Source organism: Simiaoa sp., assembly GCF_051972595.1.
Classification (GTDB): Bacteria; Bacillota; Clostridia; order Lachnospirales; family Lachnospiraceae; genus Acetatifactor; species Acetatifactor hominis.
In genome coordinates, this window is the sequence record NZ_JBOKRY010000035.1 from 1 (window position 1) to 13826 (window position 13826).

A 13826-nucleotide genomic window follows, 5' to 3' on the forward strand; every position below is an offset into this window, starting at 1 on the left:
TCTTAGCTCAGCTGGGAGAGCATCTGCCTTACAAGCAGAGGGTCATAGGTTCGAGCCCTATAGGCCCCATTTTTATGTCCGGAATTCTTAAATCGTCTTTATGCGTATGCATAGAGGCGTTTTTTTATGTTTTGGAATTATTTGTATTTATGGCACATTGACGAAAAACGAAAGAATAGCTATGATGGAGTAATACAAGTACCGGGAAGGTGGGGAAAATAATGGAGCAGCGCATTTTGCAATATCGAAAACAGATAGATGAATGGCTGACAGAAATGGAGCAGAACGTACAGACATTGTCACAGCACGGTGAATACGCAACGCAGGCTATACAGAGACAGTCGGATACACAGAAAACTAACATAGAGAAAAATGACATAGAGAAAACGGATACCGAGGAACAGACCATACAGGAAATGGTTCAGGACAAGCTTAAGGAGCATCTGGTGCAGGTAGGATTTTTCCAGCATGAGCGCCTGATCCATCTGATCGTTACGGTGACCTTTGCACTGTTAGAAATGTTGGCAATTGTCTTAAGCGTAATTTCGGACAGTCTTTTCACCTTATTACTCCCAATAGTGATCCTGATTCTGTTGATCCCATACATCCGCCACTACTACATCCTGGAGAACGAAGTGCAGAAAATGTATGTGCAGTACGACCGGATGCAGAGACTGCAACAGACAGCAGCCGGGAGCAAAATCGAAAAACCAGAGAGGTAACAGAAACCATACAGTGAAAATAAACAAACGAAAAAGATAAGGGCAAAGTTATGAGGACTTCGTATAGTAAAAAACATAAAGCAGGAATATCTGTTCTGTCCGGACTGACTGCGGCGCTCCTGTTACTTACCGGTTGCAGCAAGTCCGAAGAGACGGTCTATCAGATCCCGGAGGACAGAAAATTGATCGTCTATACCGCTCACAAAGCAGATGTATACGAACCGATCATCAAGGAATTTGAGGAACGTACAGGGATTTTTGTAGAGCTCAAAGCAGGAGATACTTTGGCGCTTTTTGATGAATTACAACAGGATGCACCCGGTACCTTTGACGTCATGTTCGGCGGAGGTGTTGAAAATTTTGAGGAGTGCAGAGACTATCTGGAACCTTATAAGGTCAGCGAAATCGCCCAAATTGCCGAACAGTATCGCACGGAGGGAGATGCCTATACGCCTTTTTCTGTGCTGCCTACGGTATTTATCTATAACAATAAACTGGTCTATCCGGTAGCTGCGCCCAGAACCTGGGAGGAATTGCAGACCGATCGCTGGAAGGGAAAGATTGCATTCGCAGATCCCACGAAATCCGGCAGTAGTTATACAGCACTCTGTACGATGCTTCAGGTATCGGATCAGGATGAGCAGAAGACGCTGGAGACCTTTACCGGTGCACTGGATGGTTACTTGTCGCCCTCATCTGTGGCAGTACTGGAGGAAGTCAATGCAGGTACCAGACTGGTAGGTATTACCACGGAGGGAATGGCGAGACAGAAGATTCTGGAAGGGGCAGATATTACGGTGATCTATCCTACGGACGGCACCAGTGCCATACCGGATGCCACAGCAATCGTCAAGGGTGCAAAGCATATGGAAAATGCTAAATTATTTCTGGAATTTACCGTAAGTAGTGATGTACAGAGACTGGTGGAGGAAGTCTTTTTCCGGAGAACTGTCCGCAATGATATGGAAGAGTATGCAGCACGGGAGCAGACAAAATTAAAAACGATCGATTATGATATTCATTGGGCTTCTCAGGAAAAGGAAAAAATTCTGAACACATGGGAGACGTTACAGGGGAGAACAGATGAAAAAGTGGATTAAAAGATCGTTTCACAGACAGTTGCTGGTCTGCTTTGGTGTAGTTGCGTTATTGCCGTTATTGCTTTTTGGGGTATCTCTGATCCAGACTATGGAGACCAAGATCAACAGCGATTATGAGAAAAAAGTAACAGAGCAGGCGGAACAGATAGATGCCGGCATATTGGAATTGTTTCAGGAGTTCGAGGCGGTAGTGGAGAATATAAATGCTAACACCCGCATCGTGGAACAGATAGGTGAAGATGATAACTGGTCGAAGAGCAAGATTTACCTGCAATTCTATCGGGAAGTGACTGATTACAGAGAATATGCCCAATTTGATCTGTATGATAAAAACGGAAAATGTATTTACACTACGGCACAGAGAAGTGCCAAGAGGGATCTGCCTGTATACTGGGGCATTCTGAAGGCAGTCGAGGATAGTAAAGAGACGCTGGTGCTACGGCGGGCAGATACTAATGACAGCAATATTTTATTGTATGCAGCGGGAAAACTTATGGGAAAAGACAGTATACCGGAAGGCTATATTGTGATCAGCATGCGCGCAGAAAATTTTGAAAAAGTGCTTCATGATAAGGGAAATTCCAAAGCGGAGGTAGCAATCATGGACCCCTTCTGGAGAACCATTTATGATAATGGTGATCTGCAGGAAGAGCAGATCCGGGAGGAACTTATGGTTGGTCATAAGCTGCTGGGAGTATATCGTGCCGGAGAACTGCTGATCCAGCCGCTGGGAGAGAGTGGATTGTATACTGCATTGTCCTGTCCCAGCGTGTTTTCGACAGAAGTATTGAACTCCATGTACAGTGTGTTGATCGTGATGCTGACCATCAGTGTCATTCTGTGTGTTCTGGTGGCTTCCCGGCTGGGTAGAAATATGACCCGTCCTATTGAACGGATGAATACGGCCATGCGTACACTGCAGGAAGGAGACCTCACTGTCAGAATCGTCTCCGACAGAGAGGACGAGCTGGGACAGATGTCCCGGAACTTTAATATTATGGCCAACGAACTGGAGCAAAGCGTGCAGGATAAGGTGGAGAAGCAGAAGGAACTTAATGCTTCCCATATTGCCATGATGCAGGCACAGCTGAATCCTCATTTCCTGTATAACACACTGGACACCATGAAATGGGTGGCGAAGGCCAACCATATCCCGGAGATCGCTATCATGGCGGCGGGACTGGCGAAGATCCTTAGGACCAGTATCTCCAAGAGACAGTTCATCTATCTGAAAGAAGAACTGGAACTGGTGAACTGTTATGTAGATATCCAGAAGATCCGTTTCAATGATAAGTTCTCGTACACCGTGGATCTGCAGGAGGGACTGGAAGAATGCGTGATTCCCAAACTGATCATACAGCCCATCGTGGAGAACTCGGTACTGCACGGATTAAAGGAGAGTGAAGAAGGAAATATCCATGTGCGGATCACAGAACAGGAAGCTGTCCTGTGTATTGAAGTAACTGATGACGGTTGCGGCGCTCCCGAAGAACGGATGGATGCCATCAACCACAGAAGACAGGAGCAGCTGGTGGGGCATATCGGGGTCTCTAACGTGGATACCATTATCCGGCTGACCTATGGGGAAGAATACGGCATCCATATGGAGAGTCTTACCTCAAACGCCGAAAACCCTACGGACGGACAGCGAACAGAAGAGGAAGGCGAAGTCCACGGTACGAAAGTGACATTACGACTGCCGGTAAGATACGGAGAAGCCTGAGGAACCGATACAGAACAACGGACAGAGAGGAATTTTTACCGGATAGTGGGGAAATACCGAAAACGGGAAGAAACCATGGAGGGAGTAATACGATGTACAAAGTGATCGTGATCGATGATGAGATGCTGGTGCGCAGAGGAATCGTGATGGAGACAGACTGGCAGGCACTGAACTGTGTGGTTGTGGCAGAAGCAGGGAATGGGATCGAAGGTCTGGAAGCCGTGCGGAAATATCATCCGGATCTGTTGATCTGCGATATCCGTATGCCCAAAATGGACGGCATCGAAATGCTGAAGGAACTGCGGGCAGAAGGCAATGATGTCAGTGTGATCTTTTTAACTGCTTACAGTGAATTCTCCTATGCGCAGAGCGCCCTGAAATTATTGGCAAGTGACTATCTGTTAAAGCCTTTTGGAGACGGGGAACTGGAACAGGCAGTGAACAATGCACTGGGGAAACGTAAGAGGACACAGGAAAAATTGGAAAACAGCAAGGATGAGCCGCTTCCCGAACTGGTCTTAAATAAAGGCGACAAGAGTAAATATGTTATGGCAGCCGTAGACTATATCTCCGCTCATTATGGGGATCCGGAATTGTGTGTGGCAGAGATTGCAGAGCACCTGGGGATTAGTGAAGGACATTTGAGTCATACATTCAAAAGGGAGACGGATTATACGGTGGCGGCATACATTACCAGAGTGCGTATGCGTACTGCCATGAAACTGTTGAATGACTGCCGGAATAAGGTGTATGAAGTCGCAGAACAGGTAGGCTATCGTGATGTTGCACATTTTTCCAGCAGCTTTAAGAGGATTGTTGGTGTCACTCCCTCCGAATACCAGGATAGAAGCATGTAAAACCACAAAGATGCACAAAAGAAACGACGAAATAGCAGAAAAACTATACATAGTATCAGAAATATTAAAATAATAACAGTTTTACCTTATACAAATTGCTGAATTCCCAACGTATAATAGAATCATCAGAACGGAAGTGGGAAACATCCCATTCCAAGTAAGTGGACCATAAAGGGTTATACAAACTATATGTTTCAAGGGAGGACAGCATATGAAGAAAAGAGTAGTATCGTTACTTATGATCTGTGCACTGAGTGTTGGTATGTTAGCCGGATGCGGCAGCAGCGAGACACAGAACCAGGCAACTGGAAGCGCAGATAACACACAGACAGCCGGAACCGAGACGGTGGCAGAGACTAAGACCCCGGAGGTAGCCGACGACGCAAATCTTACTGCAACTCAGCAGATCATCAAACAGGCAGAAGGAATGACCATGGAGGAACTGGCACAGAAGGCCATCGAAGAATCCAACGGCAAGACCTTTTACGGTGTAGGTAATTCCAGCCGTGGTAAAGCAGCACTTCCTCTGTTCATCGAGTATCTGCAGTCTATCGATCCTTCTTACAGCATGGAATTTGACTGGCAGCAGCCTAAGAACAACAAGATCTTTGAACAGCTGACCGCTGATTCCCTGAAGCCGGAAGGAACCTTCGCAATGACCCTGATCCAGGATGGTAATCAGATTGAATCCAAGATGACACAGACCGGAATACTGGATACGTTCATTCCCAAGGAATGGGCAGAGGCTAACGGAACCACACCCGATGCGGTGGACGGTTATCTGGCATTACAGACGCTGAATAAGGTATTCGAATACAACTGTACCGGAGATAAAGTATATGACAACTGCTGGGACTTCGTAGCGGAAGGAACTCACGCATTGTTCATGGATATTGATTCCGAGGTTGTAGGTAAGAATTTCCTGTACATGCTGACCGAAGACAAATACGCAGCCATGTTAAAGGATGCTTTCAATGCATTACCCGCTGATGAGCAGGCTTACTTCCAGCCCACGATTGATGAGATGGAATCCGAAGCCAATGATTTAGGCTTAGGCACTGATGGTAAATATGCCCTGGCATGGATCAAGCTCTGGGTAGGCAGCTACAATGCCCAGACCGATGATGGACCTATCTGTAATACGCTGGTATCCGATTCCGCTACCGATCAGTGTGGACTGTTAGTATACAGTAAACTGCGTTCCGTAGAAGAATCCGCAGGTGTATCTGTGAACAATATTAAGGTTGCCGCTTATCAGGATGGTTATAAGGGAATCGGCGGATACGGTTACTGCCATTATCTGTTTGTTACCGATAACAGCCCGCTGCCTTGGACTGCATGTGCTTTCATCGCATACATGACCTGTACGGAAGACGGCTTCAGTGCATGGGGCAAAGACATGGGCGGTTATTCCGCTAACCCTGAAGTGGCAAAGGCAATCGAAGCTACCTATCAGCACAGCACCGGCGGTAATGATGAGAACGGTAATGTTGTATACGAGAGCAAGAATGACAGAGGCTTCGACTGGTGGTCTACCGATGGCGAACTGGTGCTGGAAGATCCCGAGTACTGCGCATCCGTATCCTTCACGGTAGGAAGCTGGATCGAACTGTTACCGAAGTATACTGCTGAGTGATATGAGTGATATATGATATAAAAAAGTGACTATTCGTCCTGTCAGAATAAGAAAATCTGCTACATCATGCCTGCATGTAAGTAGCAGTTTTCTTATTCGCAGGGGTGGATGGTTTACAGGACCAAAAGCTTGTATTGGGAAGAGAGGTTAACCATGAATCAGAGTGCCACAAAAAAAACAAGCAAGATGGTGATTGTTCTGAACAAGATCAAGACGTATTTCTCCAAGCCACAAAATATCATTCTGCTTCTGTTTGGTATCGTACTTACTTTTACCACAGTGGCGCCGATCGTGGCAATCGTCGAGGATACCTTCAAGATCCATCCGGGCACCATCGATGCACATCTTACCGGAAAAGCAAGCGGATATTCCGTTGCCAACTATGCGGATCTGTTCACCAGTAAACTGGCGAGAACAAATCTGTGGACACCGCTGTTAAATACTGTTCTTTTGGCAGTCTTTACCTGCCTGATCTCCATTTTGTTCGGCGGTTTGTTCGCATTCTTAATTACGAGAACCAATTTAAAATGTAAAAAATATCTAAGCTCCATTTTTATTTTCCCCTACATCATGCCCCAGTGGACACTGGCAGTGGTATGGCAGAATGTATTCAACAGTAATGTAGTCACCGGAACATCCAACGGACTGCTGGCTTCGCTTTTTAATATTACGATGCCGAAGTGGTGGTGTCTGGGATTGTTCCCCAGTGCAGTGGTATTGGGACTGCATTACGCCCCCTTTGCCTACATACTGATCGGCGGCATCTTCCGCAACATGGATGCCAATCTGGAGGAAGCAGCGACGATTTTGGATACACCGAAGTGGAAGACCATGTTCCGCATTACCTTACCTATGGTAAAGCCGGCGATCCTTTCCACGATCCTGCTGGTATTCGGAAGCGCCATGGGAAGTTATCCCGTACCTCACTATCTGGGACTGACCACTCTGTCCACCAAGTACATCTCCATGAACTCCAAGTATACCGGGGAAGCCAGTATTCTTGCCATCATCATGATGATCTTCGGTGTGGCGATCCTGTTAATGAACCAGATGAGCTTAAAGAGCCGTAAGAATTATACGACGGTTACCGGTAAATCCGGACAGATCTCCAAGATCAACTTAGGAAAGGTTGGAAAATACCTGATCGCGATCATTCTGATCGTTATCACTTTCTTCACCAGTATTTTCCCGATCCTGTCCTTTGCACTGGAGACTTTCCTTCCGAATCCGGGAGATTATAGTTTCCTGTATACCATGGATTCCAGCGCTCTGACCACCAAGTGGTGGCTGACGGATAACAACGGAGCCGGTGCTCTGTACGGACAGCCCGGTATTCTCCACAATCCGCTGATCTGGAGAGCATTCAAGGGAACGATGTTAGTCGCTGTCTGCTGTGCTTTGATCGCAGGTACCATCGGTACCCTGATCGGTTATGCAGTATCCAAGAACCGGAGAAGCAAGTGGGCGAATTACGTCAATGGTGTGGCATTCCTGCCGTACCTGATGCCGTCCCTGGCAGTGGGCGCAGCGTTCTTCATCCTGTTCTCCAATGACAAGATCAACCTGTTCAACACTTACACATTGTTGATCATCGCAGGTGTGATCAAGTACATTCCCTTCGCCAGCAGAAGTGCACTGAATTCCATGCTACAGCTGTCGGGAGAGATCGAGGAAGCGGCCATCATCCAGGATATTCCCTGGTATAAGAGAATGCTTCGGATCATCATTCCAATCCAGAAGTCTTCCATTATCAACGGATATATGCTTCCGTTCATGACCTGTCTGCGAGAGCTGTCCCTGTTCTTACTGTTATGTACGCAGGGCTTTATCCTCTCCACGACACTGGATTATTTCGATGAGATGGGACTGTATGCATTCTCCAGCGCCATCAACCTGATCCTGATCGTAACGATCCTGATCTTTAATACTTTAGTAAATAAACTGACCGGGTCCAGCCTGGATGAAGGTATCGGAGGTAAATAACTATGCCGGAAATCAAATTAACACATGTTACAAAACGTTGGGGAAAATTCTATGCGGTAGATGATCTGAGTCTGGATATGGAGGATAATTCCTTTATCACTCTGCTTGGTCCCTCCGGTTGCGGTAAGACCACTACCTTACGTATGATCGCCGGTCTGGAGACCCCTACCAGCGGGCAGATCAAGATCGGAGACCGGGTGGTATTCGACAGTGAAGCGGGAATCAATGTTCCCGCAAATAAGAGAAAAGTCGGATTCTTGTTCCAAAACTACGCACTGTGGCCGAACATGACGGTATACCAGAACATCTCCTTCGGACTGGGCAATATCAAGGAAGAACTTCCCGTGATCGATGAGGAAGCAAAAGCTTTAAAAAGCATGATCAAGGCACTGGAGAATCCGGGAGAGCTGGTAAAACTCATTGAGGAATGCAGAGATAAAAAGGGAAAATTAGACCTGGATATGGTCTATCTGAAGCTGATCGATAATTACATCATTTCTATCTATACTGCAAAGGAGCTGTATAATTACAAACTCCACGAGGCGGCAGACAAAGAAAGTGCATCAAAACAAAAGAAGCAGGAGCTGACTGCCAAGCTGGACAGCATCCTGGCAGGGCATAAGGAAAAAGGGGAAGAGCTTAACGAGAAATTCGAAGTCGTATCCGGTGGCAAGGTAGTAACCAAGGTCAGAAAATATTCCAAGGAAGAGATAGACCTGGCGGTACGCAGAGTATCCCGTATCGTTAAGATCGGAATGTTCATGAACCGTTATCCCGCAGAACTGTCCGGTGGACAACAGCAGAGAGTTGCCATTGCCAGAACCCTGGCACCGGAACCCCAGGTACTGTTCATGGATGAGCCGCTGTCTAACCTGGATGCGAAACTCCGTCTGGAAATGAGATATGAACTGCAGCGTCTGCACGTAGAGACCGGAAGCACCTTCGTATATGTAACCCATGACCAGATGGAAGCTATGACACTGGCAACGAAGATCTGTCTGATCAACAACGGTGTATTGCAGCAGTATGAAGCACCGCTGACTGTGTACAGCAGACCCAACAACCTGTTTGTGGCTGATTTCGTAGGAAATCCTTCCATTAATTTTATCGAAGCTAAAGGTGTGCAGAATGAAAACGGCAGCCTGGATGTGACGATCTTAGACGGTAGAAAGGCAAAGTTTGTTCCGAAAGAACATCTGGATCTGCTAAGATGGTTTGCAGAGAGAGATAAGAACGAAGCTGATGAGGCCGCCCGTCACAAAGAGAAAATGCAGGATAAGAAAGCTGTGGAGAAATCCAATAAGGATGAAGTCTTCAAGTATCATATTGCCAGAGTGAACGAGGACGATTACGCACTGCAGGAAACTCCCGTGATCACCAACGAGGATTTTGTCATCGGTGTACGTCCCGAAGCCCTGCAATTACACGATGGCGCAGGACTGGACGGCGTGATCTACGGTGCCATGCCCACCGGTATGGAATCCACGATTAAGCTTCGTATCGGTGATTTCCTGTTGACCGGCGTAGTCTTTGGCAATACTGCTTACAAGATCGGCCAGGAAGTGAAGTTCGAGATCGGTGGAGAAGATATTCTGTTATTTGACAGAAAATCCGGAAAACTCATTACAGCCGGCAGACTGCAGGTATAGTCATAAACACAGGTGATTCACCATCTGAAAAAAACGTATCGGGAAATGAGACCGAATGTCTCACTACCGATACGTTTTTGTTGTAATCGAACAAAGATTCGTATATAATGAATATGTCTGCAAAACGAGAGCATCAAAGATGCGGTTTTGCGAATGAGGTTCTGCATCGTTACAATCTTTTACAACAGGTGCTACATGGTTAATGCGGGAGGCAGCAATATGAAAATCATCCATTGTGCAGATATCCATCTGGATTCCAAAATGAGTGCAAATCTGACCAAAGAAAAAGCGAGAGAACGCAAGACGGAATTGCTGACTACCTTTCAGAATATGGTTACCTACGGGGCAGAACAGGGCGTGGCGGCGATCATAATCGCAGGAGATCTGTTCGATACGAAAAACGTATCCGCTACCGCCCGGAATGTGGTAAAAGACTTAATTCAGGGACATCCCCAAATAGCTTTTTATTACTTACAGGGGAATCATGACGAAGGAAGCTTTACGTCCAGTCTTTCGGAACTTCCGGAGAATCTTCATCTATTTGGGAACAACTGGACAAGCTATGAACTTTCAGGGACGGAGAATACCTCAGGTAAGGGAGTTGCAGTTACCGGGGTGGAACTGACACCGGAAAACAGCGGAAGCATATATAATACGCTGTCACTGGATGTGGATCAATGCAACATTGTAGTCCTGCATGGGCAGGAATCGGAATACAGTGCGAGAGATAAGGCGGAGATCATTCATCTGACGGCATTGAAAAATAAGGGAATTGATTATCTTGCCCTGGGACACATCCACAGCTATAAACAGGAGCGTCTGGATGCGAGAGGCATCTATTGCTATCCCGGCTGTCTGGAGGGCAGAGGGTTTGACGAATGCGGAGAGCATGGTTTTGTGATGCTTGACATTGATGAGCTGACAGGTACAATTGACAGTACTTTTATTCCTTTCGCATCCCGGAAGCTCTATACCATTCCGGTGGATATTACCGGTTGTGAATCCACGACGGAAATCCTGGAACGGATGAGAGATGAGACAGCCGGGAAAGGTTACCCGGAGAAAAGTCTGATCAAGTATGAACTGGTCGGGAAAATAGATGTGGAAAGTGAAAAGGATATTGACTTTCTGTTACATCAGTTCAGCCACCTTTTTTATTTTGTGAAGATTAAGGACAACTCTGCGTATCTGGTGGATTATGCTGCTTTTGCAAAGGATAAGTCCTTAAAGGGAGAGTTTATCCGTACTGTCATGGGCAGAGCGGATCTGCCGGAAGAGGACAAGGCGACAGTGATACATTACGGATTGCAGGCACTGGCCGGAGAGGAGATCCTGGACGCATGAAACTGATCAAATGTTACATTGAGAATTTCGGAAAACTAAGTGACTTTTCATATGATTTTACAGATGGCTGCAACACCGTCTGTGAGGAAAACGGTTGGGGAAAAAGCACACTGGCTGCATTCTTACGCGTTATGCTGTTTGGATTCCGGAATGAAGGGAAGAGGGACCCACTGGAAAATGAGAGGAAGAGATACAGTCCCTGGCAAAAGGGCGTCTACGGCGGAGAACTGCAATTCGAAAGTGAAGGAAAGCAATATTCTGTCCGCAGAACCTTCGGAAGTAAAAGCGCAGAAGATGAATTTCAGCTGACAGATACGAAAACAAATCTGCCATGCAGAGATTTTACACAAAATCTGGGAGAAGAGTTGTTCCGGATCGACGCAGGATCCTTTGAACGGACGATTTTCATCTCACAGAATGACTGCGAGACCTTTGTTACGGACGGCATCAATGCCAAAATCGGGAATCTGGCGGAGAATACGGACGATATCAATAATTTTGAGACAGCGGACAAGCGGTTGAACGATCTGTTAAACAGCATGTCACCCTCTCGTAAGACCGGATCGCTCCGTCAGAGCAAGAACCGCATTACGGAACTGAAGACGCAGATCCGTAACGGGCAGGAGATACAGAATACGATGGAAAGTATTGATACCCGGAAAAAGGCGGCGATCGAGGAGAGAGAAAAGCTTTCTGCGGAACTGACAGAACTGCAGGAGAGACAAAAGAAACTGGGAATTTATAAGGATCAACAGGCGAAAAAAGAGAAGTACCTGGATCTGCGTGCAAAAATGGCACAGAGACAGCAGACTTTAAAAGAAGCGGAAAGCTATTTTAACGGCGTGATACCTAAGGGAGAGGAATTACGCGAAAAAACAGCCATCTGCAATCAGGGGATTTCTGTCCGCAAGGCAATGGAAATCTATTGCCTGACAGTGGAAGAACAGGCGCAGTGTAAAGATAATTTTCCCATGGTGGACAATGCCCGGCTGGAAGAAAAATATGCTGAGGCACAAGAACTTGAGAGCCTGGAAAGTACGATAAGAAAAAATGCCCTGTCAGGGGAAGAGAGCAGACGGTTAGAGGAGCTTTCCGGATATTTTGCGAAAGGAATGCCGCAGGAGGCGGAGATCGACAGTGTAAAAAATGCCTGGACGAACCGCAATGAAGGAAAAAGTCTTCTGCAGGCGAAAGAAATACAGAGGAAAACCCTGCAATCCATACAGGCACAGGAAGATGCCAGATGCTTACGGGAGCAGGAAGAAGCAGGTAAAAGGAAAAAAATGCTATTGCTTTTTGGCATTCTTTTATCGCTTGGCGGTTTTGCCGTGATCCTGTTGGGACAGGGAGTGATCGGAGGGGTCCTGATCGTACTGGGAATTGCAGCTGTGGCAGCGGCACTGTTGTTTACAGCAGGCAGATCCAAAGCCCAAACGGGAGAAAATACAGAGCTTTCCTATTTGGAACAGGAAATGGAAGAGCTTGAGGAACAGATTCGCATAGAGGAAGGACGGGTTGAGGATTTCTGCACTCACTGGGGACTTCGGGAAGGACTGGAATTGACTTCCTGGCTTGTGGAACTGCAGAATAAGAGAAAAGATTACGAGGCACTTTTGGAGCGGCAGAAGCAGGACGGATCGGATGAAAAGACTGCGAGAATTGCCGCATTGCAGAAAGATTTGCAGCAGTTTTTTGCAGAATACGGAGAAGTACCGGAAACACAAAATTATCTTGCGGCATTGCATGAACTGGCGGGAAAGTGCAGACAGAGACAGCTTTTACTGGAAAAACAAAAGAAATATTTACAGCAAAAACAGAAATACGAAGCGCTGGGAGAACAGGTAAAAGACTATTTTGTGTCGTTGCAGCTGATTCCGGAGGAGCATCCGGAAGAACAGTTGGCCGAACTGGAAAGTCATAGAAAGGATTATGAGAAGGAGTTACAAGAATATAGGAGAATCGAGCAGGAGATAAAAGCGTTTGAAGCGAAAGAGGACATTCCGGCACTTCTGGCACTGAAGGTCCCGGAGGGAGAGGAATCCCTGGAAAGTCTGGCAGATGAAATGCAGGTCCTTTCGGAGCGTATGGAAGAACTTTTTCAGACCATTGACAGCTATCAGAAACAACTTTCCGACTTACAGGAATCCTGGGATAATGTGGAAAATATGCAGGAAGAGCTGGAAACGCTGCAGGAGAAGACAGAGGAAGGACTCAAACAATATGAATTGCTTGGAATGACAAAAAATCTGTTGGAACAGGCAAAGAGTTCGTTCACTGCAAAATATACAGAACCTGTCATGCAGGGGTTCCGGAAATATTACAGAATTCTCACGGGAACGGAATGCGAAAATTATCAGATGGATGCCAATACCAGATTGCAGGTCGTTGAAGGCAATATGCCCCGAGACATCGGATATCTGAGTTTGGGCAACCGTGACCTGATCGGTATCTGTATGAGACTTGCTTTGGTGGAAGCCATGTATGAGGAACAGAAGCCGTTTTTGATTCTGGATGATCCTTTTGTGAATCTGGATGAGAACCGGACCAGGGGAGCAATGCGGTTCCTTGCAGAGATTGCAAAAGAGTATCAGGTGATTTATTTTACCTGCCATCCGGTGCGATAATGTAACTGTTTGTGTTTTTTTAGATTGTCGACGGTGAATAAAAACAGAATAGTAAAAGCGATGAGACCGCTTGTATACCATAGTTTTGATGTGGTATACAAGCGGTCTTTTTGATAACCATTCTGAATAGTTGCCTAAAAAAGAACGTGAATGTAACAAGAAGAATGATGAAAACGTATTCATGGCAA

At 46.4% G+C, this 13826-nt stretch carries 9 protein-coding genes and 1 tRNA gene; all 10 read left to right on the forward strand.

Translation table 11 applies throughout. The features are described from left to right. Positions 1 to 2: 2 nt before the first annotated feature. The 10 genes from ACTRDR_RS11345 (at position 3) to ACTRDR_RS11390 (ending at position 13638) form a co-directional block, all read left to right on the forward strand. Positions 3 to 69: transfer RNA gene (locus ACTRDR_RS11345), tRNA-Val, on the forward strand. Between the two features lie 152 nt (positions 70 to 221). Next, a complete protein-coding gene (locus ACTRDR_RS11350) occupies positions 222 to 722 on the forward strand; it encodes a hypothetical protein (protein WP_440527596.1) in 501 nt (166 codons plus the stop codon). Between the two features lie 50 nt (positions 723 to 772). Continuing rightward, the gene (locus tag ACTRDR_RS11355; RefSeq protein ID WP_440527597.1) at positions 773 to 1822 is read left to right on the forward strand and encodes an extracellular solute-binding protein; all 1050 of its coding nucleotides are present in this window, start codon (positions 773 to 775) and stop codon (positions 1820 to 1822) included. Further along, the gene (locus tag ACTRDR_RS11360) at positions 1806 to 3545 is read left to right on the forward strand and encodes a histidine kinase (RefSeq protein WP_440527599.1); all 1740 of its coding nucleotides are present in this window, start codon (positions 1806 to 1808) and stop codon (positions 3543 to 3545) included. The genes ACTRDR_RS11355 and ACTRDR_RS11360 overlap by 17 nt, the downstream gene beginning before the upstream one ends. A 92-nt stretch (positions 3546 to 3637) precedes the next feature. After that, positions 3638 to 4402, forward strand: a complete 765-nt coding sequence (locus ACTRDR_RS11365) for a response regulator transcription factor (RefSeq protein WP_440527601.1) — start codon at positions 3638 to 3640, stop codon at positions 4400 to 4402. 211 nt (positions 4403 to 4613) lie between these two features. Further along, a complete protein-coding gene (locus tag ACTRDR_RS11370) occupies positions 4614 to 6038 on the forward strand; it encodes a hypothetical protein (protein WP_440527602.1) in 1425 nt (474 codons plus the stop codon). A gap of 153 nt (positions 6039 to 6191) precedes the next feature. Then, on the forward strand, positions 6192 to 8021 hold the full coding sequence (locus ACTRDR_RS11375; RefSeq protein WP_440527603.1) for an ABC transporter permease: 1830 nt from the start codon (positions 6192 to 6194) through the stop codon (positions 8019 to 8021). Between the two features lie 2 nt (positions 8022 to 8023). Then, positions 8024 to 9670: an ATP-binding cassette domain-containing protein gene (locus tag ACTRDR_RS11380; protein ID WP_440527605.1), complete on the forward strand. Its 1647-nt coding sequence runs from the start codon at positions 8024 to 8026 to the stop codon at positions 9668 to 9670. 219 nt (positions 9671 to 9889) lie between these two features. Beyond that, positions 9890 to 11014 (forward strand): metallophosphoesterase family protein, encoded by a 1125-nt coding sequence (locus ACTRDR_RS11385; RefSeq protein ID WP_440527607.1) that lies wholly within the window; start codon positions 9890 to 9892, stop codon positions 11012 to 11014. Next, positions 11011 to 13638, forward strand: a complete 2628-nt coding sequence (locus ACTRDR_RS11390) for an AAA family ATPase (RefSeq protein ID WP_440527609.1) — start codon at positions 11011 to 11013, stop codon at positions 13636 to 13638. Before ACTRDR_RS11385 ends, ACTRDR_RS11390 begins: the two co-directional genes overlap by 4 nt. Positions 13639 to 13826 lie beyond the last annotated feature (188 nt).